Below are 19,863 nucleotides of genomic sequence, written 5' to 3' on the forward strand. Positions count from 1 at the left end.
GCCCTTTTGTTGGATATTTCCTTATGGCTGTTATTTTTTTAGAATCAAAAGACAATGCAAAAATTAAACATTTGCGTGGATTAATCGAACTTAGTAACGCCCGAAAAAAACACCAGCAAACAGTCCTTGAAGGCACTCATCTTTGTTTAGCTTGGCTACAGCAACAGAAGAAGCTTTTCTCTTTATTTACAACAGAACAAGCATTAGAACACGACGATTTAAAAGAAATAATCGAACTGCATCAAGGTCATATCTTTGTTATTAGTGAAGTTTTATATAGAGATTTGAGTACATTAGGTACGAGTCTGCCTTGTTTGGCTATTATCGATTTACCTAAAACTGCATCAACGATCGATTACAACGTAGATACTTTGATTTTAGAAAATATCCAAGATCCTGGTAATGTAGGCACCTTACTACGTTCAGCAGCAGCGGCAAATATTAAACAAATCATTTGCACACAAGGCTCTGCATCACTTTGGTCTCCGCGAGTTTTAAGAGCAGGTATGGGAGCTCATTTTAGCTTACATTGTTTTGAAAACTTCCAACTCACAGATATTCTTCCAAAATTTCCTATTCCAGTTTTTGTTACAAGCTCACATCGCTCAACAAGCCTCTATTCACAAGATCTTTCAAAACCCTGTGTATGGATTTTAGGAAATGAAGGTCAAGGTGCAAGTGATTACGCATTAGATCACGCACAATCTGTGACTATTCCACAGCCAGGTGGACAAGAGTCATTAAACGTAGCAATTGCAGGATCTATTTGTTTTTTTGAGATGGTTCGTCAACGCCAATAAAACGTTAATTTATTTTACATCTCACATATTTGTGAAAAAAATCAATTACACTAGTAAAAAATAGCCGATTGTTGTCAACCTCCCACCTCTTTTCAACGTTATATAAGAGATATATTGAAGATAAGGTGGGTATGTCCAATGACAGGATTTTCCATCTCCATGGATTTAGCACCGAAAAAGTCTCGATCGGAAACATCTAGTGCTCATGCAAGCACGGCTGAACAACGCCTGAAAGTTTTCATGCAAGATGTAACTGGTCGTGCTTTGGTGATGATGGAGAGTGCTACCCAAGGTCAACAAGGTATTGCAATGGATTTAGTTCAAGAAGCATTTATTGCTTTACACAAATCTTATGCCGATAAAAGTACAGAAGAATGGTATCCCCTGTTTTATACGATTTTAAACAACAAACTTCAGGATTGGCGCCGCAAAGAATCTCGTAGAGCAAACCCATTTTCATTCTTCAAAAAAGTTAGTCTGGACAATGACGACGACGAAATTATTGATGTAGTTGATGAAAAAGCCATTAATCCTGCCGATTTTCTCGATCAAGCAGTAACTATCGAAGAAATTCGAGAAGCGATTTCAAAATTACCTGTTCGTCAACAACAGGCATTTATGTTACGTGCGTGGGAAGGTTTTGACACACACACAACAGCTCAGATCATGGACTGTAGCGAAGGTAGTGTAAAAACCCATTATCACCGAGCAATTCAGGGACTTAGAGAGTACTTGGCCCATTTAAATCCCTTGGGAGGTTCTGATGAATCATGATGATTTCACTAAAAAGGTGACGTCTAAACTTGATAGTTTGGCACATCACCATAAAAATAAAACAGTGGTCATGAATCATGTGCTTGACCATATTCAACAAAAACCAGCCTCTTTTTATAGTGTCTGGAAAATGTCGGGTTTTGCACTTGCAGCAGCGATCACAGGTTTTGTAATTTTACCTAATTCAGCAGATATTGTTGATAAGCCTCAAAATCAAGTGATTGTAAATCCTAAATTATCCCCACAAATGGTGGAAGATTTAGAAATGCTAATGGTCTTGGGTGAGGATAAAGTACAACATGGCAGCTAAAAAATTAGCTCTTATCCTTTGTTCATTAAGTTTCTTGCAAACTAGTTTTGCAGGTTTTGAACGATTTTGGATTTTTTCTAAAGATGCCAATACACAAGTTGATGACACATGGAATGCCCTTTCTGAAGAGGAACAACGTGCAGTTATTAAACGTTACCAGAGCTTAAAAGAGTTACCAGCGAATCAAAGTACGAACCTACAGCAACGTATGGACTGGTTTACTCAGCTCCCCGATGCTGAAAAAGAAAAAATGCGTGAAGCATGGCAAAAAATGAGTACACAAGAGCGTAATGATTTACGTCAGCGTATGCTTAAAGCGAATGGTGAAGAAAGAACAGCTATTCGTGAAGAATATATGAATAAGTATTTAGAACATTAATATAAGTATGTGAAGTTCACACACCATAAATTTCATGACTTATATACTTTCCATAAAAAAGCCTCCAATTGGAGGCTTTTTTATTTTAAATGATTTATTTACGATAGCGTCTATAGATCGCTAAACCAAGTAAAGATGCTATAGATAAAATTCCTAAGCTACCACCACCGCCTCCACTACTGCCCCCAGCAGCAGTATTACTGCTAACCAAACTTAGAGTACCAGCATTTGAAATTTTATTATCAGCGTCATATACGTAATAAGTTAATGTATCATTGAAGTTATTAAAACTATTTTTAGCTTGAATATAAATATTGCCGCCATAACAGGTATTATCCTTATCCTCATCTGGACAAGGACCTTCTCTATCAGCCTTCACGACCGTAAAAATTCCATCTTTTGAAGTTTTACTTGGTAAATAAATAGGCAAGTCTGCAAACTGAGGTTTATTTGGCTTTGTAATAAGTGTATTAGCTGGGCCATCCCCATCATCATTTGCATATTTAAGTAAGTTTAATGGAATTATTTCATTTGCTAAATATTGAAATACGACCTTACTATCAGTTGCTACTGGCGCAATATTATCAAACTTGGCTTCTAACAAACCTGTTGACTGGATAGTCCCATCCTTAGTACTTACGGTATACTTACAGTAATGATTGTCACCACTAGTTGTAATTAAATCATCTAATCTATAAAAAATAATCTGTTGTAAAGCCGCATTCCACTCGCATTTAAGTACTTTTTCTTCCGTGTCTCTAATGTAATATTGCTTATCATTGATTAGACCAGTCCCAATTGTCTCAACTTTAATATTGTAGTCTGTGCTATTAAAAAACTTTAGAAGATGGCTACTATCTTCATTTGGCAAAGGTAAACCATTTGCCTTCAAATCAACATAAATAGCTCGGTATTTTGCATTTGCTTTAGTTTGATCAAGAAGATTTTTATAATTTGCCAAATCTATTTTTAAGGTATCCAACAAGTATGAATAAAGTGGATTAGTAAGATTTTTTTCTACAGTATCATATTGTGTTTGATAACCCTTAAGTAAAGTAGTAAGTGATTCATTACCCAGCCCCTTTAAATCACCAGCAGTCAATTTCATTAACTCTACCGAGCCTATATCACAGCTATTACGAGCAATATTTACTGACTCATAATATGGTTTATTAGTTGGAAGTCGAACTAAACCACGCTGGTCTATAACAGTACATACAGCTTTACGCTCAGGATCTATATCTGTCAGATCTTCTTTTTCAGGTGGCAATAAAGGAGAATTATTTAATGGGAAATAAAGCGGTAAGAAGCCTGTTACTGCTGCTGCTTCATGGTGCTCAAGTAAAGCGTTAAATGGAACATCTGAAATATCAATTGTCTTATTAGCCGAAGAAAGTACTTCTGTTGGTAAATCGCATTTGTCAGGATTATTACTTAAATTTAGTGCATTAAAGGATAATTTAAGACCCGAGTTTTTCAAGTCAGCTGCTGGGCCTACCAAATATCGGCATGCATAACCATTCGGGTTATATCCAATTATATTAAAATTTAATTCTTTTCCACCTAAACTATCATAGAAAAAAGTTGTACGGGCACTGTTTTGAACAATAGTATTATTTTGTAGTTTTAAACTACTTCCACCACTTAGAACAGTTGATGGATTCGTTGTGCTACCAGAAATCGCATCTCCTGTAAATTTCAAAATGCTGCCATTTACAGTACTTGCAATATTTTGAGCAATTGTATTAATAGTAAATTCAGCTGTAGGTTCGCCACAAAATTCAAATGTACTAGCAGAATTATTTGAACCATTATTGATAATACTTGAAGATGTAAAAGTAACGTCTCGTTTTGCATATTCAGTACCATTAAAACAACTCATTGCTAGCACACTACCAGTTGTTGCCTGATTGCCTTGTACCAAGGAATGACTTATCGATAAGTCTACCTCATTGCCACCAAGAAAGATCGCTCCACCTTTAGGTGCTTGCGAATTCAAAATTTGTGTATTTAATAAGGTAACATCACCACCAGCATAAATAGCCCCGCCTTGATTTGAAGCCGTACCATTTTCTAAAATAATATTTTGCAGAAATAATGCTTTTTGATTTTCTGCTGTATTAAATATACGTGACTTACCTGCCGCATTAATACGAGTTTGAAGTTTTGGTAATGCAGGATAATCATTTGTTAATACATTCTTTTCTGACCAAATCTGATCTTCTTTACGTTCTCCATAACCATAAATAGAAATATTAGCATTTGGTACTAATTCTTTATTTAAAGTATAAGTTCCTGCTTTTAGCTGAATTACTTGATCAGTATTAAGATTATAAACAGTACATCCATACGCTGATTTACGGGTTTCCACAACTTTAATAGCTTCTCTTAATGAACATGCATTCGCATTTTCACCATCTTCATCAGCAAAAGTTGTAACCTCAATTCTTTGATTTGTGGTATCAGCAAAAAGTGGCATATTTGCAAGTACAGCTAATGCTAATAATGCTTTTTTATAATTTTTCATAGTCCTCATCCCTGATTATGACTTGAAACGGCGCAAAGCAATTAAACCTAATAAACTTAAAATAAAGCCACCACCAACACTACCTCCTCCTCCAGTACTGACAGATTTATCTTCAATTCCAGATACAGGGTCCTGAACAATTCTTGTTGGGATAGTAATATATTGAAACTCTACGCCTTCATTAAAACGAGACACACTCGTAATAACCTGAATGCTAAAAATATCTGCACCATGCCAGTTACCATTCGGGGTATAAACTACATTCCCATTTTGATCTAGAGTTATAGTACCTTTAGAAACTGGAGTATCCGTACTTTGTTTAATTCGAAGACATCCTGGTTGCCATTCTTTTCCATCAGCACGCTCTCCAAATAAACGTTTGCATGTAGCTGGAGTCACTAAATCTGCTTCACTTAAAGAACCCAAAATATTAAATTTAGCAACTTGGCCATATCTAATATCTTGACCTACTGAAGACATCTCTGTGTTTAAAATATATTCGATTGCGCCAAGATCACACAGCTCATCATAACCGCTACGTTTTTTCCCACGTTGATCAACATTTTCACAGGTTACTAATCCGACTGAAGTGGCATCACTATATAAACGACCTTTATTAATAATCAAAGAATCAGCTAAAGTATTATAACTTTCTAACAGTCGAGGTTTAAAAAAACCTAAGAAGCTATCTTTAGGCGTGCTAAATGGGCATAACAATCCTTCTTTTGCTGTTACATCACAGACACCTTCATCTGTAGTTCCTGCAATTAATTTTTCATTATTAGGATAGATAATATTTGGAAGTTTTGAGGTCGCGTTCCTATTACATTCTGCTGTAACTAAATTACTTTGTATGATTGCTTTATCAGCAGTACTAGCCTGACAATTGATTGTATTCCCAACTAAAATACTATTTAAAATAGAAGCATTACCTTGCGGGGCATCTAGAAATAGCCCTTTATCATTTTTGATCATGGTAATGTTATTAACAAACATTCCATCTCGAATATTTGCAATAAAACCTACTTTATTGTGGAAAAAAGTACTGTTACTCAATCCAGTAGCGCGCTGACTTAAGTATCCAGCTGTGCTTGCATCATCAAATCTATTTGCGTTAAAAAAAAGTGATCCAGCTACTGAACTAGCTTCATTATCTCGGATTACAGACTGAGTGACCAAATACAACGGCTGCTCGCTATAAATGACTCCACCTTCTGTTGCTTTATTATTCTGAATAAGAGTATTGGTAATAGTGACGAAACCATAAGTCTGACCACTTTTCGTGACCAGCCCTCGATTATAAATTGCTCCCCCTTGAGCTGCGTATCCATCGATTAAACGTGAATTTTGGATCCTTAACATTTCATGATTATCGATCAACCCACCAGTAAAGGCTTTAGACTTTAAACCTGCACCCTGTAAATTAAGATCATTTAACGAAACAGAAATCGATGCTTTTTCAACACTTGCATCATCAACCTTAAATAACTGATCTGTACCAACCATTTTTATTGTAGCGTTATGTGAACCTGGTTGATCGGTATCAACTAGCGTAGAATCATTTTTAACAGTACTAATTGTTAAAGGTGCTGTGATCTTTATTTTTTCATTAAGTGTGTACTCTTCATCTCTTTGCAGAATAATGTTTGTTGAGTCACTACCTTTACATCCGTGATAACCCTCTTTTACAGAATCAACATCTGTAGAATTACTTGAGTTACGCTTATTTAACAGCTCTACAGCCTCACGCAACGTACATAGCGTATCGTCTTTATCTTCATCAATTAAGCTTGTGACTTGAATATCGGCAGAATAAGCGTGTCCAGCAGCAGCCAATAAAGCAAAAGCAATGCTCCGTTTGAGCATACCCATCTCCTTACATCTTTTTTCATTTTTTTTGTCAATATTGCAAATTTTTCACTTTTGCAATCGCATCCTTTGTGCGTACTTTGTCACAGCAAGTAGAATTTCTCAAGACATTTTGGTCGGTCTGCAGAGTCATTTTTGAACCAGATTACAAAAAGCTTCATACATTCAAAAAACTTTTTTAAATACAAAAATTGACTCATTTAAAAATTAGAAGGAAATTTAAAAAGATGTAAATGCAAGTGCTCTGAAATTAGAAATCTTGTGCCAGAGACTCTATTTTTAACAGGTTTTTATAAATTTAGGCAAAGCAATAAACCAAAATGAAAGAATATCTATTGTTGATATTCATCAATCAAAGCATAAATTTGTCTTAACGTTGCATTCGAAAGTTTTGTTTTTTCGCCTTTGAGTAATTTTTCTAATTGGGCAACTGTCTGTAGTAAAAGAGAGGCTTGGTGAGGACCATGCAGCAATAAATAGTCAACAATTTGCTGATCAAAATGAATACCACGTCTAGACATTACAGATGTCACCAAAGCATAGCGGTCCGCATATAAACTTCCACTCGGCACTTTAACACTAACAGCTTGGGTAAGTCGTGACTGTAAGTCTGGTAATTCCAACTTTAATTCGATAGGCGCTACACGCGAAGAGAATACCAACTGCCCTTCGTGATTATTCATTAAATGAAAGACAGCTTTTTGCCAATGAGGAACACCACTAATCGATTCAATATCATCCAGAGCAACAAGGTCATAATGCTCTAAAGAAGTAATTGCTTCGATAGGAGCATCAAGAAGTTCAAGCAAAGAAACTTTAATCGCAGATTTGCCTATTTCTAAATAAGAGTCACAAATTGCCGAAAGTAAATGACTCTTACCTGTCCCTGCGCCACCGTAGATATAAAACCTACTGACCAGACCAGCATGTAGTTGACGCACAGCATCGACTACATTCCCCCAACTTGGTCCCGAGAAATCACTGATTCGGGCATCAAGTTGAGGTTCTATATCCAGTTGGAGTTGACGCATATATCGAATTAACCTTGAAATTATTTCTGGTCAGATGGTTTCAGTTTATCTGTATCTTGCTGTGTTTTAACCTCAAGATCAAGCTTAGTGCTTTCGGTTTCTACATGAATTTGCTTAATATCACCTTGTTGTATGACTAACGCAGACGGGGAAGCATAAAGTGAGCTTTTTTCATAGTTATCTCTTAAGTGTTTCAACAACACCACAATAACAGCCGCAACAGGCAATGCAATTAACATTCCCAAGAAACCTGCAAGCTGTGCACCTGCTAATACTGCAAAGACAACTGCTACAGGAGATAGGCCAATTTTATCACCCAGTAAGAATGGCTGTAGAATATAACCCTCTACCGCTTGGCCAATCATAAAGACTACACCAACGAGTAATAAATGCATCCAGTCCAAGCCGAACTGGAACAAGCTTGCGATAACCGCTGCAATAATACCTACTGCAAATCCTAAATAAGGAATAATACTGGCAAGGCCAGCCACCATACCAATAATAAGACCAACTTCCAAACCAATGAGCTGCAAACCAACTGCATATACTATGCCTAGCAATAGCATGACGAGAAACTGACCTTTAACAAATGCCCCTAAAACGCTATGGCATTCACCAACGATCTGTAAAGTATTTGCTTCATATCGACGTGGAATGAGACGACGTAAGTTCTGTAACATACGATCCCAGTCTAGTAAAAAATAAAAAGCAATAATTGGAATTAAAACAACTGTTCCACCAATTTGAATAAAATTCAAACCAGACTGGGCCAATTTTAATAACACTGACTGAATACTATCGGCACTATAATTGGTTTGAACATATTCCATCACAGCTTTAGACATCTGCTCTGTGTCAATTTCCATTGCCTGTAGATTAAAAGTTGAAGATACCCAAGGCAAAAAGGTAGCATTAATCCAGTGAATACCAGCTGGAATACTATCTCGGGCGTAAACCAATTGTTTCCAAATTAGAGGAACCAAATACCACAAAGCGATGGTTAAGGTTACGCCTATTCCTATAAACACCACGCTAATTGCTAACCAGCGAGGCAATTTGATTTTTACCAGAACATCAACAAGTGGACTGAATAAATAAGCCAGGAAAAAAGCGCCGATAAAAGGAATGACTACAGGCTTGAGTAAGTACAATACCCATACCAGCAATACAATACCTGCGAGTAAAAAAATACGGCGCAGTATACGATCTTGCATAAAATCTAGCCTTTTTTGATTTAATCGTTATAAATGAAAAAATATTTTTATTAAAGATAGCATTTTCGAGCATAAATAACATAAGAGTTTCGTATATTCAGGTTATAATCTGCCGCCAATGCGGAGACTTCATTTATGAGCAACTCAACTTCTACCCCAAATACCGGTTTAAGCTATAAAGATGCGGGTGTCGACATTGAAGCGGGCGACGCACTGGTCGATCGTATCAAGTCAGTCGCTAAACGTACAAGTCGTCCTGAAGTAATGGGCGGACTTGGTGGCTTTGGTGCACTATGCAAAATTCCTAAAGGTTATGAAGAGCCTGTTTTAGTTTCTGGAACCGATGGTGTAGGAACTAAATTACGTTTGGCACTTAATCTTAATCGTCATGACACAATCGGCCAAGATCTTGTGGCTATGTGTGTAAACGACCTTTTAGTTTGTGGTGCAGAACCATTATTCTTCCTTGATTATTATGCAACTGGTCACTTAAATGTTGACGTTGCTGCAAATGTTGTTACTGGTATTGGTAAAGGTTGTGAGCTTGCAGGTTGCGCACTTGTAGGTGGGGAAACCGCAGAAATGCCAGGCATGTATGAAGGCGAAGATTACGATCTTGCTGGTTTTGCTGTTGGTGTTGTTGAGCAAAGTAAAATTATTGATGGCTCTAAAGTAAAGTCTGGTGATGTGCTTATTGGTGTTGCATCAAGTGGCGCTCACTCAAATGGTTATTCATTATTACGTAAAATTTTAGACGTTAAAAATGTTGATTTAACTCAAACGATTGATGGCCGTCCTCTTGCTGATGTAGCAATGGAGCCAACTCGTATTTATGTAAAACCAGTTCTTGAGCTATGTAAACAAGTTGATGTACATGCTATGGCACACATCACTGGTGGCGGTTTACCAGGTAACTTACCACGTGTATTACCAAATGGTGCACAAGCTGTCATTGATGAAGCTTCTTGGGAATGGTCTGAATTATTCCAACTCCTGCAACGCGAAGGCAATGTAGAACGCTTTGAAATGTACCGTACGTTTAACTGTGGCGTAGGTATGGTCATTGCTGTTGATGCAAATGATGCACAAAAAGCAATTGATGTGCTTAATGCTCAAGGTGAAAAAGCTTGGAAAATTGGACACATCCAAGAAAATGCTGAATCAGTGGAAGGTGCAGACGAAAAAATTCGTGTGATCTTTGCATGATAAAAATTGCTGTTCTAGTCTCTGGGAACGGCAGTAATTTACAAGCCTTGATAGATGCAAATCTATCAGGGCAACTTGTAGGTGTACTGTCTAATAAAGCAGATGCTTATGCCCTAGAGCGTGCTCAAAAAGCCAATATTGCTACGGCTGTTATTTCCCATAAAGACTTTCCAACGCGTGAAGTGTTTGATGAAGCAATGCATCAACAACTGTTGGCTTGGCAAGTGGATGTCGTTATTTTAGCAGGCTTCATGCGCATTTTAACTCCCACCTTTGTCAATAAATGGCAAGGGAAAATGCTGAACATACATCCCTCACTTCTTCCAGCTTACAAAGGCGTGAACACTCATCAACGTGTTTTAAACACAGGTGATCGTTTACATGGTTGTACCGTACACTTTGTAACTGCTGAGCTAGATTCTGGTCAATCAATTGCCCAATCCGCTATTTCAGTTAAAGCACATGATACTGCTGCTTCATTAGCAGATCGAGTACATACACTTGAGCACTTTATTTACCCACAAGTAGCAGAGTGGTTATGTAACGGTCAACTTACATGGAAAAATGGCCAAGCCTATTTCCGTGATCAAATTCTTAAACACCCTATTCGTTTTGCAAATTGGTAAAGCATTTTACTTAAAAGCAAAAATAAAAAAAGGACATGCCAGCATGTCCTTTTTTTATAAGTTTAAAAATTAATTTGGCTGAGTATTAATCAATTTCTTTATAGAGTTCACTGTATCAATAGGATGTTCTAGAGGGAACATATGTCCCCCTTCAACCACGGTAAACGGAATTCCCATTTTTCGCTTTGCCATTTGAGGAAAGCCTCTTTTTAAGAAATCACTTTTTTTCCCCACCACTAAATGTACGGGCATCTTAGGTTTTGGCATTGGTAGCCACCACCAAGAAGGATTTTTACGGAAAATTGCAACTTCATCTTCACGAGAAATCGTTAAAGTAACTCCACCGCGGACCGAGTCTTCTTTTAAAGCATAGTCAATGTAAGCTTGAAAACAATCTTCATCAAAATCTTTATAAAAGCCTTTAGGACGCAGTAATTCGGCCGCCTGTTCTCTCGATTCCCAATGTTCACGACGACGTGCAGATAAGCCTGCTGGTGTCATCGCATCAACTAATTTAGGACGAAATAATTTTGCCATATGAAAAGCAAATGAATATCGTCCTAAAATAAGAGGAGGATCTAACATAATCACTTGAGAAAAGAGTTCAGGACGCTGAAAAGATGCCATCAATGTTAAAACTGAACCAAGAGAATGCCCAAGTCCAATGACTTTACGTCCTTTCGCCTGCCGTACAATACTATCAATCACCTGATCAACCAAAGAAGGCCAATGGTTAGTCACAGGATAACGTTTATCAGGTCCAATTAGAGGGACATAAATAATGTCATATTCCCCTTTCAACTGGTCAAACAGTTTTTGATACACTTTTGAGGGTACGCCATTCGCATGAGCAAAGTGTATAACTGGTTTCATTGACATACCGCTATCCTAAAACAGATTTTATTGTAATTTTGCGCTTTGACGAGTCTGCACTTCTTGAGCAATAGATTCACTTACCCCTTGCCCTATCTGTGCACCCATACGACCTAAAATTGATTGTAATGGGTTACGCTCAATTGTGTAGTCAACTTTATTATCAAGGTTTAGTTCACGCATCAAGCTCGTAATGTTACCTGAACGGTCAGCAACACCTAACTGGATTGCTTGGTCACCAGTCCAGAACAAACCAGAAAAAATAGCTGGATCATTCGATTTCAAACGCTTTCCACGTCCTTCTTTAACTGCGGTAATAAAGTGGGTATGAACATTATCAAGAACAGATTGAATGTGCTGCTTTTGCGCAGGATCAATCGGTTTTGTCATACTTAAAATGTCTTTATTCGTTCCTGCTGTTAAAGTGCGATCTTCGATACCAAGTTTCTGAGCTAAACCAGTAATCCCATAGTTAGGCATGATGACACCAATTGAGCCCACTAAACTCGATGGATTGACAATAATCTCATCTGCAGCAGAAGCAATATAGTACGCACCCGATGCACCCATATCACCAATAACGGCGTAAACCTTCTTATCAGGATGTTGTTTTTTCAAATAACGAATTTCCTGCCAGATTTCATCAGACTGAACAGGAGAACCGCCAGGTGAGTTAATATTAAGTGCAACAGCTTTACTATTTGATGCCTCAAAAGCACGCTTAAGCGCTTTATTGGTATCTTCACTATTCACAGATTGATTGCTTGAAGCATCAATAGTTCCAATAATATCTACCACTGCCAAATGAGCACTGCTGCTACTCACAGCAGATCCTTCTTTACTGGTTGAGCAACCTTTACCCATGAGTACAATAATGAACAATAGATAAATAAAAGTTAATGTTTTAAAGAAGATCCCCCAACGACGGCTACGACGCTGTTCCTCTACAGAGGCAAGCACAGCCTTCTCGAGAATTTGCCATTCTGGTCCATTTTGTTTAGGGATTATAGGTTCATTTTGTGGTTTTGGCGGCCAATCGGACATAAAATTCCAATCCAAATTAATCTAAAATGATGTCATTATATACGTTGATTTGATAAAAACTGTCTAAATAATATGATTTCATTTATAATAATTTTATCTTTTTTTAATTATTGCTTCCTTTTCCCGCGATAGATGACCAAATTAGATATAAAAAGCATGAACTATTTCCTACTCAAAACTTTTAGCCGCCAGCCAATTAAATTTGGACGTTTTTTTGCTCGTATGTTGGCAGGGTTAATCAATACTTTAAAAATTACTAAAACATCAAAAAGTATAGAACTAAACCTACAAATCGCCCTTCCACATTTAACGCCACAACAGCGAATAGAGATTACGCAACAAGCTATTCGTAATGAAATCACCTCATACTTTGAATTTTTAAGTATTTGGGGTTCATCAAATAGTAAGAATATCGAAAGAATTCATCATGTTGAAGGTGAACATTACTATCACGAAGCCCTTGCAGCAAAAAAAGGGCTTGTTATGATCATCCCACATTTTGGCACATGGGAAATCATGAATGCCTGGTGTTCACAGTTCACTTCAATGACAATTTTATACAAGCCTGTAAAAAATGTAGATGCAGACCGTTTTGTTCGAGAAGCACGTAGTCGTGAGCAAGCCAATTTGGTGCCTACCGATGAAACTGGTGTAAGACAAATTTTTAAAGCTTTAAAACAAGGTGAAACCACCGTAATTTTACCTGACCATACCCCCAACATCGGCGGCGATATGATCAACTATTTTGGTGTTCCACTTGCCTCAAGTAATTTAAGTGCCAAGCTCATCCAAAAAACTAAAGCAAAAGCTTTATTTCTTTACGCAATTCGTAACGAAAATGACGGCTTTACGATGCACATTGAACCTATGGATGAGAAGATCTACGAAGGTAGTGCGGATGATGGAACTTATGTCATTCATCAGGCTATTGAACAACTCATCCAGCGTTATCCAGAACACTATCACTGGAGCTATAAACGTTTTAAGGCAAATCCTGCTTTAGATAATATTTACAATATTGATCCAAATGAAGCACTTCAAATTGTAGATAGACTTAAAGCCGAAGCTTCACAAAGTTCTGTGAAGCCAAGTGCGCTCAAAACGTCGAGTGTATAAAATCATTTGATGATTGCGAGATACAAAACTTAATGTTCCTTGCTCAATTGTACTTTTAAAAGGGATATTAAGTGCTTGTATTCTCGCTAAAACCTCTTTGCTTGGATGACCGTATCGGTTATTAAAACCGGCAGAGGCAACAACAAGCTTGGGATTTAAAGTCTCTAAAAAGTCATAGGCAGAACTATGTTTACTACCATGATGACCTAATACCAAAACATCTACCTTTAAATCAGGATATTCTTTTATCAATTGATATTCTGCTTCCCATCCAGCATCCCCCATAATTAAATAATTTTGATAACCCTTTACTTGTTTTAAATGAATATAAACGACACAAGAATATTGATTTTGATTAGAAGGAACTAAATTTAAATCATTTTCTTTAGGCCAAAGTATTTCAATATCTAACTGGGGATATTGCCATTTTTGCCCTTGATGACAATAGGTAAATGGTTCTTTCACCTTCTCTGCCCATAGCTCATTTGATATGACTTGTTTGATAGGAAAAGCCTGAGCGATAAAAGGAAATGCCCCACTATGATCTTGGTCAAGATGAGATAACACGAGATGATCTAATTGTTTAATACCTTTCTGACGTAAATATGGAATCACTACATTTTGCCCAATACTGAAAGCCTTCTCATCATAAGAACCACCCGTATCAATTAACCATGTCTGCTCTGGATGTTGTAGAAAAATCGCTTGTCCTTGGCCTACGTCTATAATATTTAATTGGATTTGCTGGGATGACTTATTTGGAATGATTAAGGGTAAACAACATATGAGCCCCCAAGATTTCGGTAAAACACCACGTGGTAAAAATAAGATAATAATGACACAGCTAAGACACAATAAAGCAAGTGGTGTCAGGCTAAAACCTTGCAATGGTAAGGATAATTTCTCTAAAAAACTAAAACATGTCAGCACTATACTGAGCAAAATATCATTAATCTGAAAGAGTGCATTTCCAATTGAATTAAAAATAAGCCACACACATGCAGCAAAAATATTCAAAGGAACAATAATTCCTCCTAGCAAAGGAACTGCAATAATATTTGTGAGAGGTGCAACCCATGAAATTTGTTGAAAGAAAAACAGCATTAAGGGACATAGGGCGATAAATATTTTGCCCTGAGATTCAATGAGGGTTTTGCTTAAAAGAATTATTCTAGATAGCAGACTCACTGAAGCAAGATTTGGAGTCTGTACTATGGTTTGATAAATGCGTAATAAAATAAAGCAAGAACCATAAGAGAGCCAAAAACCTGCCGATAAGACACTAAATGGATCGAAAAGCAAAAGTAGACTTGCACTGAAAACCAAGAGGGAAAATGGCTTAACAGGTAGTTTTACCAATAATAAAAAGGCGAATAAAAATACTGAAAGTAAAGTTCTTAAGGCTGGAATTTCAAAGCCTACAAAAGCCGTATAAATCAAAACTCCAAAACATAACGGAATCATTGCCAATATTTGCTTGGGTTGCCACAAATAAATCTGCGGATAATAACGTCGTACTAATTGATGCAATCCCCAAGACAACATGATGGAAAAAATAAGGACATGAGGCCCTGAAATGGCCAACAAATGAGAGATTCCTAACTGTTTAAATTGATTTTTAGTATCCTCATTTAAAAGACTTTCATCTCCTGTTAGAAGTGCTAATAACAGTCCTTTGTTCTGTAAGGGAGATTTTTTTAGCATCAATCTAAATTTTAGGCGCAATTTTTCTATATTTAATTGTTGTCTAGTAAAAAACTTTTGTTGCTGTTGTAAATGATTTTGATAACCCAATCGATAAATTTCATCAGAGCTTAAAGGTTCAATATGCTGAACACTGAAACCTGACATTATATTTCGTTGAATGAACCATTGTTCTTGATCAAAAGCACCTGATACTGCATAACTATGAGCTGGCCTAGTTTTACCTGAAATCCGATAGTAGTGGCCTAATTGTAATTTTGGACCCTCTATCAATGCCTTCTCATTTTCATTTTTTAAATATAATAACCAATTGACTACATGGGATGACTGCCCTAGAACTTGAGCGAGTTGCTGTGTCTTATTATCTTTTTCTTCGCTTATTCGGTCTATATAAACAACAATCTCTAAAGACTCAGGTTGCATCTCCCGTAGTTGCAATCGTTCATTTAAGGCATGCTGAGCATATTGATGACCTATAATAAAAAGACTTAGACCACAGATTAAACAATAACCTGCCTTTAATAGAGGACGATTTACAACGATGTGCTGCTTAAAAATATAAAAAATAAAGCTGATAAATAGGACAACTTTCCCAATCCATCCATATTGCATTATTAAAGGAAGATCTATTCCCATAAATGCAATACCTACAATCCACCCCACTAAAATAAGCTTTAACATTTAAAATCATATCGTTATCTTTTTAGGGGCAAAATTAAAGCCCAACTAAGTGGGCTTTAACAATGTGATTTAATGACAATTTTTTAAGAACCGCTCACCCAAAGACCATCTTCCATATGCAAGATTGAATCTGCTGCCTGAGCCAACTGCTCATCATGAGTCACAATCAGCATCGCCATATTTAATTCTTTCTTAAGATCGGTCAGTAACTCAAAAATGCCTAAAGCCGTTTTACGATCTAGGTTTCCGGTTGGTTCATCAGCCAAAACAACCGCAGGTTGAGTGACCAAAGCACGAGCCAAAGCGACACGTTGGCGCTCACCGCCGGAAAGCTCACCTGGCTGATGATCCATACGATGAGATAACCCCACTCGGTCTAGTAAATATTCAGCTTGTGCTTTTACCGATTTGTATTGGCTATCTGGGCGAAGCATAAGAGGCATTGCCACATTTTCAAGCGCAGTAAACTCAGGTAACAAATGGTGAAATTGATAAACAAAACCGAGGTATTTGTTACGTTGAAAACCACGCTCGGCTTCACCTAAATTATCAAAACGCTGACCATTTAAAAATACTTGTCCTTGCGTTGGTTGCTCTAGACCGCCTAGCGCATGAAGCAAAGTACTTTTACCTGAACCACTCGCACCAACAATCGAAACAAACTGCCCTGCTTCAACTTGTAAAGAAAGACCTTTAATGACTTCAACCTTAGATTTACCATCATCAAAATGTTTATAGATATCTTTCGCTTCTAAAACAATTTTACTCATAGCGCAATGCCTCGGCAGGTTGAACTTTGGCAGCACGAAGCGCTGGATAGATAGTCGCCAAGAAGCTTAGAAGTAAAGACACAATCACAATAATCGTCACATCTTGCCATCTTAAATAAGAAGGTAGGTAATGCACAAAGTAAGCATCAAATAGATTTAGGCCCAACACATTGTTAAACCATGAAATGATGTCACTAATGGTTAAAGCCAAAATTACACCTAAAACCGTACCCGCAACTGTCCCAATCACACCAATCACGGTGCCTTGCACCATAAATATTTTAGTAATCATCGATGGTGACGCGCCTAATGTACGCAAAATGGCAATATCTGATTTTTTATCAGTAACAACCATCACTAAAGACGAAACGATATTAAATGCTGCAACCACAATGATAAGTACAAGTAACAAACCAACTAGTGTTTTTTCCATTTGAATGGCATTAAACAGATTGCCATGCGTATAGGTCCAGTTCGTCGCGTAGAAATTACTTGGTAAACTTTTTACCAAGTCATCCGCAACTTTTGGAGCGGCAAAAATATCATCTAGTTTTAAACGGACACCTTGAGCACCATCTGGTAAGCGTAATAGGGTTGACGCATCATATAGGGCGATATAACCCACCATAGAGTCGACTTCGGCGCCTACACTAAAAATACCAACCACTTTAAAGCGTTTGAAACGAGGTACTACACCTGCTGGAGATGGCGTTGCTTCAGGTAAAACCAATGTCACGCTGTCGTTTAGACGTAAGCCTAATGAATCGGCCATATCTTTACCAAGAACAATACCAAACTCACCCTTTTTAAGTGAATCTAAGCTACCAGCAACAATATGATTTTGAATAATAGACACATTCTTTTCATATTTTGGATCAATACCTGTCACCATAATACCAGCGACTTGCCCTTGCGCGGTTAACATACCTTGCAATTGGGTAAAAGGTGCAACCCCAGTTACATGTGGATGATGTTCAACTCGTTTTACCAGTTCAGGCCAATCCGTGAGGATTTGTGTAGATGAAACTGTAGCTTGCGGAACCATTCCCAAAACACGGTTTTTTAGCTCTCGATCAAAACCGTTCATCACAGAAAGTACCGTAATCAGCACAGCGACACCTAGTGTCAAACCGATCATCGAAACCAATGCAATAAAAGAAATAAAATGATTACTGCGTCTTGCGCGAGTATATCTCAACCCTATATACAGTGAGATTGGTTTAAACATACCTTCTAAATCCAAGGTGATTGATGGGAAATAGCAGATGCTCATGTCAAATCGCATCCACATCTACTATTTGGCCATATCGTTAGATGCTGAATTAAGGTTTAAAAATCAGTAAGTTCTGATCTTCCCTTAACAATCCTAATATTATATTGCTGCGCTATTTTCTACTACTTAAGTTGGGAGATCAATTTGATCATGCATTTCGCTACGAATTAGAACAATTTAATGAATAAGCTCAACAAATTACCCAAATCTTCTCCTATTTAGGCTTAATATGTCGGACAAAATTTCGATTTGCTTGAATGTCTTTATAGAAATATAAAAATAGTCCAAACAGAATAATTAAAGCACCCACAAAAACCATAATCGAAAGTTGTTCATGATTTAAAGCAGCTCCAATCATCATGGCTAACATTGGCGTAATAACTGTCGTTAAAGATAAAGTCGTTGCCTGAATATTTTGTATAAGCTTGAAATAACAAAACATGGCAACTAATGAAGCCATCAATACCGTATAAATTAAGGCAAATAAAGATTTGGCCTCTGGTAAATGTGTCGGTGCATATTGCCAAATAAATGGAATAAGACAACTTGCCAAAATCGAAGAAACTAAAATAGAGCCCGTTGCCTGAGCCATAGGCTGGATCTGTGCATTAACTTTCTTAACCCAGAAAATTGAAAAAGAATAGACAAAAACACTGATCAGCATGAGAACAATGCCAAACGGATGCACATGCTGATTCGATCCATTCAAGCAAATAATCGCTAAACCACTTACGGCAATAGCCATACCTAACCATTGCAACTTATAAAGTTGCTGACCAAATGCAAAACGGCCAATCAACCCAGCCATAATAGGTGCTAAACCAAACATAAGTGCAATCATGCCTGAACTTAAATATTGGGTAGCGGCATATGTGAAAATTTGAGAACCAATTAAGCTAAAAGATCCGGCAACATAGCTATGAATAGCTTGTCGATGAGTTGGAAAAGGCGTTTTTAAAATCAGTAATATGGTCACGGCCAAAGGCAACGCAATAAAAAAGCGTAACAACAATGCCCACATAAGATGTAAATCGGACACACTCCAAACAATAGCCAAGGGAGTTGTTGCCCATATAAACACTAACAAGGCATAGGTTAAAGCCAAATTGGTTTGCGATGGCATGCGATGCTCACTTAGCTGTTTTACGTTTTTGCTTTAAAATTGTTTGATCTAGTGCACTCGAAAATTCACGCTTATCCCGTTCGGAAATAGGTGGCGGTCCACCAGTTTGCACACCCGCACCACGAAGCGTATCCATGAAATCACGTAGATGTAACCGCGCTTTAACATTAGCGGTTGTATAGACCTCACCTCGGGGGTGAATAGCAACGCCACCCTTTTCAATTACTTGAGCCGCTAGTGGAATATCTTGCGTAATGACAATGTCATTTTCAATCATACGATCAACTATTTCTTTGTCGGCCTGATCTGCACCACTTAAAACCTGTATTGACTTGATGCGAACTGAAGGCGTAATCCCAACATTTTGATTAGCAACAAAGATGACTTCTAACTGATAACGATCTGATGCGCGCAAAATCACTTCACGTAATATTCTTGGTAAAGCATCTGCATCTACCCATAGCTTAAATGGCAGCAAGTTATTCTCTATTTCCACTAAAAATATAAGTCTAACAGATGCTTTTCTAAGGTGAATAGTAATAA

The 19,863-nt window shown here is 37.4% G+C and carries 18 protein-coding genes and 1 pseudogene; 8 read left to right on the plus strand and 11 right to left on the minus strand.

Annotated features, from left to right (window positions below; genetic code table 11):
- Positions 1 to 23: 23 nt before the first annotated feature.
- The 4 genes from ASF86_RS09825 to ASF86_RS09840 all read left to right on the plus strand — a co-directional run bounded on the left by ASF86_RS09825 (position 24) and on the right by ASF86_RS09840 (position 2,263).
- Entirely contained in the window at positions 24 to 800 is a 777-nt protein-coding gene (locus tag ASF86_RS09825; RefSeq protein ID WP_056481512.1) for a TrmH family RNA methyltransferase, read from the plus strand.
- Between the two features lie 159 nt (positions 801 to 959).
- A complete protein-coding gene (locus ASF86_RS09830) occupies positions 960 to 1,574 on the plus strand; it encodes an RNA polymerase sigma factor (protein ID WP_004643704.1) in 615 nt (204 codons plus the stop codon).
- Entirely contained in the window at positions 1,564 to 1,884 is a 321-nt protein-coding gene (locus ASF86_RS09835) for a hypothetical protein (RefSeq protein WP_004643705.1), read from the plus strand. The genes ASF86_RS09830 and ASF86_RS09835 overlap by 11 nt, the downstream gene beginning before the upstream one ends.
- Complete coding sequence (locus ASF86_RS09840) at positions 1,874 to 2,263, plus strand: DUF3106 domain-containing protein (protein WP_004790640.1); 390 nt, start codon at positions 1,874 to 1,876, stop codon at positions 2,261 to 2,263. The genes ASF86_RS09835 and ASF86_RS09840 overlap by 11 nt, the downstream gene beginning before the upstream one ends.
- A gap of 94 nt (positions 2,264 to 2,357) precedes the next feature.
- Here the strand turns inward: ASF86_RS09840 and ASF86_RS09845 are convergent, their stop codons facing one another.
- The 4 genes from ASF86_RS09845 to cxpE form a co-directional block, all read right to left on the minus strand.
- Positions 2,358 to 4,790, minus strand: a complete 2,433-nt coding sequence (locus tag ASF86_RS09845; protein ID WP_056481515.1) for a CSLREA domain-containing protein — start codon at positions 4,788 to 4,790, stop codon at positions 2,358 to 2,360.
- Between the two features lie 15 nt (positions 4,791 to 4,805).
- Positions 4,806 to 6,656, minus strand: a complete 1,851-nt coding sequence (rbtA, locus tag ASF86_RS09850; protein WP_056481518.1) for a rhombotarget A — start codon at positions 6,654 to 6,656, stop codon at positions 4,806 to 4,808.
- Between the two features lie 335 nt (positions 6,657 to 6,991).
- Positions 6,992 to 7,690: a DnaA regulatory inactivator Hda gene (gene hda / locus ASF86_RS09855; RefSeq protein WP_003650214.1), complete on the minus strand. Its 699-nt coding sequence runs from the start codon at positions 7,688 to 7,690 to the stop codon at positions 6,992 to 6,994.
- 20 nt (positions 7,691 to 7,710) lie between these two features.
- Complete coding sequence (gene cxpE / locus ASF86_RS09860) at positions 7,711 to 8,904, minus strand: chloramphenicol efflux transporter CxpE (protein WP_056481521.1); 1,194 nt, start codon at positions 8,902 to 8,904, stop codon at positions 7,711 to 7,713.
- A 135-nt stretch (positions 8,905 to 9,039) separates the two neighbouring features.
- Here cxpE and purM point away from each other — a divergent pair, with 135 nt between their 5' ends.
- Entirely contained in the window at positions 9,040 to 10,110 is a 1,071-nt protein-coding gene (gene purM / locus ASF86_RS09865) for a phosphoribosylformylglycinamidine cyclo-ligase (RefSeq protein ID WP_056481524.1), read from the plus strand.
- A complete protein-coding gene (gene purN, locus ASF86_RS09870) occupies positions 10,107 to 10,736 on the plus strand; it encodes a phosphoribosylglycinamide formyltransferase (protein WP_056481526.1) in 630 nt (209 codons plus the stop codon). Before purM ends, purN begins: the two co-directional genes overlap by 4 nt.
- Before the next feature lie 69 nt (positions 10,737 to 10,805).
- On the opposite strand, the gene ASF86_RS09875 is transcribed toward purN, so the two are convergent.
- Positions 10,806 to 11,615 (minus strand): alpha/beta fold hydrolase, encoded by an 810-nt coding sequence (locus ASF86_RS09875; protein WP_056481529.1) that lies wholly within the window; start codon positions 11,613 to 11,615, stop codon positions 10,806 to 10,808.
- A 21-nt stretch (positions 11,616 to 11,636) separates the two neighbouring features.
- On the minus strand, positions 11,637 to 12,653 hold the full coding sequence (gene sppA / locus ASF86_RS09880; RefSeq protein ID WP_005038834.1) for a signal peptide peptidase SppA: 1,017 nt from the start codon (positions 12,651 to 12,653) through the stop codon (positions 11,637 to 11,639).
- A 132-nt stretch (positions 12,654 to 12,785) separates the two neighbouring features.
- Between sppA and ASF86_RS09885 the strand changes: the two genes are divergently transcribed.
- On the plus strand, positions 12,786 to 13,769 hold the full coding sequence (locus ASF86_RS09885; protein WP_005038832.1) for a lysophospholipid acyltransferase family protein: 984 nt from the start codon (positions 12,786 to 12,788) through the stop codon (positions 13,767 to 13,769).
- On the opposite strand, the gene ASF86_RS09890 is transcribed toward ASF86_RS09885, so the two are convergent.
- The 3 genes from ASF86_RS09890 to ASF86_RS09900 all read right to left on the minus strand — a co-directional run bounded on the left by ASF86_RS09890 (position 13,722) and on the right by ASF86_RS09900 (position 18,152).
- The gene (locus ASF86_RS09890; protein ID WP_056481532.1) at positions 13,722 to 16,154 is read right to left on the minus strand and encodes a DNA internalization-related competence protein ComEC/Rec2; all 2,433 of its coding nucleotides are present in this window, start codon (positions 16,152 to 16,154) and stop codon (positions 13,722 to 13,724) included. The two genes, ASF86_RS09885 and ASF86_RS09890, sit on opposite strands and share 48 nt — an antisense overlap.
- 83 nt (positions 16,155 to 16,237) lie before the next feature.
- On the minus strand, positions 16,238 to 16,924 hold the full coding sequence (locus ASF86_RS09895) for an ABC transporter ATP-binding protein (RefSeq protein WP_004643715.1): 687 nt from the start codon (positions 16,922 to 16,924) through the stop codon (positions 16,238 to 16,240).
- A complete protein-coding gene (locus ASF86_RS09900; protein WP_056481535.1) occupies positions 16,917 to 18,152 on the minus strand; it encodes a lipoprotein-releasing ABC transporter permease subunit in 1,236 nt (411 codons plus the stop codon). The genes ASF86_RS09895 and ASF86_RS09900 overlap by 8 nt, the downstream gene beginning before the upstream one ends.
- 149 nt (positions 18,153 to 18,301) lie before the next feature.
- On the opposite strand from ASF86_RS09900, the pseudogene ASF86_RS20070 reads away from it, so the two are divergent.
- Positions 18,302 to 18,382 (plus strand): annotated as a pseudogene (locus ASF86_RS20070) (PilZ domain-containing protein); the annotation flags it as partial.
- 29 nt (positions 18,383 to 18,411) lie between these two features.
- On the opposite strand, the gene ASF86_RS09905 reads toward ASF86_RS20070, so the two are convergent.
- Together ASF86_RS09905 and ASF86_RS09910 are read right to left on the minus strand one after the other, a co-directional pair.
- A complete protein-coding gene (locus ASF86_RS09905; RefSeq protein ID WP_056481538.1) occupies positions 18,412 to 19,320 on the minus strand; it encodes a DMT family transporter in 909 nt (302 codons plus the stop codon).
- A 7-nt stretch (positions 19,321 to 19,327) separates the two neighbouring features.
- Positions 19,328 to 19,816 (minus strand): YaiI/YqxD family protein, encoded by a 489-nt coding sequence (locus tag ASF86_RS09910; protein ID WP_016801978.1) that lies wholly within the window; start codon positions 19,814 to 19,816, stop codon positions 19,328 to 19,330.
- Positions 19,817 to 19,863: the final 47 nt, after the last annotated feature.

This window comes from Acinetobacter sp. Leaf130, from assembly GCF_001423205.1.
Lineage (GTDB): Bacteria > Pseudomonadota > Gammaproteobacteria > Pseudomonadales > Moraxellaceae > Acinetobacter > Acinetobacter calcoaceticus.

Bases quoted from the DNA above. Each gene is read 5' to 3' on its own strand.
- ASF86_RS09825 (WP_056481512.1), top strand. From the start codon at position 24: ATGGCTGTTATTTTTTTAGAATCAAAAGACAATGCAAAAATTAAACAT.
- ASF86_RS09830 (WP_004643704.1), top strand. From the start codon at position 960: ATGGATTTAGCACCGAAAAAGTCTCGATCGGAAACATCTAGTGCTCAT.
- ASF86_RS09835 (WP_004643705.1), top strand. From the start codon at position 1,564: ATGAATCATGATGATTTCACTAAAAAGGTGACGTCTAAACTTGATAGT.
- ASF86_RS09840 (WP_004790640.1), top strand. From the start codon at position 1,874: ATGGCAGCTAAAAAATTAGCTCTTATCCTTTGTTCATTAAGTTTCTTG.
- ASF86_RS09845 (WP_056481515.1), bottom strand. From the start codon at position 4,790: ATGAAAAATTATAAAAAAGCATTATTAGCATTAGCTGTACTTGCAAAT.
- rbtA (WP_056481518.1), bottom strand. From the start codon at position 6,656: ATGCTCAAACGGAGCATTGCTTTTGCTTTATTGGCTGCTGCTGGACAC.
- hda (WP_003650214.1), bottom strand. From the start codon at position 7,690: ATGCGTCAACTCCAACTGGATATAGAACCTCAACTTGATGCCCGAATC.
- cxpE (WP_056481521.1), bottom strand. From the start codon at position 8,904: ATGCAAGATCGTATACTGCGCCGTATTTTTTTACTCGCAGGTATTGTA.
- purM (WP_056481524.1), top strand. From the start codon at position 9,040: ATGAGCAACTCAACTTCTACCCCAAATACCGGTTTAAGCTATAAAGAT.
- purN (WP_056481526.1), top strand. From the start codon at position 10,107: ATGATAAAAATTGCTGTTCTAGTCTCTGGGAACGGCAGTAATTTACAA.
- ASF86_RS09875 (WP_056481529.1), bottom strand. From the start codon at position 11,615: ATGTCAATGAAACCAGTTATACACTTTGCTCATGCGAATGGCGTACCC.
- sppA (WP_005038834.1), bottom strand. From the start codon at position 12,653: ATGTCCGATTGGCCGCCAAAACCACAAAATGAACCTATAATCCCTAAA.
- ASF86_RS09885 (WP_005038832.1), top strand. From the start codon at position 12,786: ATGACCAAATTAGATATAAAAAGCATGAACTATTTCCTACTCAAAACT.
- ASF86_RS09890 (WP_056481532.1), bottom strand. From the start codon at position 16,154: ATGTTAAAGCTTATTTTAGTGGGGTGGATTGTAGGTATTGCATTTATG.
- ASF86_RS09895 (WP_004643715.1), bottom strand. From the start codon at position 16,924: ATGAGTAAAATTGTTTTAGAAGCGAAAGATATCTATAAACATTTTGAT.
- ASF86_RS09900 (WP_056481535.1), bottom strand. From the start codon at position 18,152: ATGTTTAAACCAATCTCACTGTATATAGGGTTGAGATATACTCGCGCA.
- ASF86_RS09905 (WP_056481538.1), bottom strand. From the start codon at position 19,320: ATGCCATCGCAAACCAATTTGGCTTTAACCTATGCCTTGTTAGTGTTT.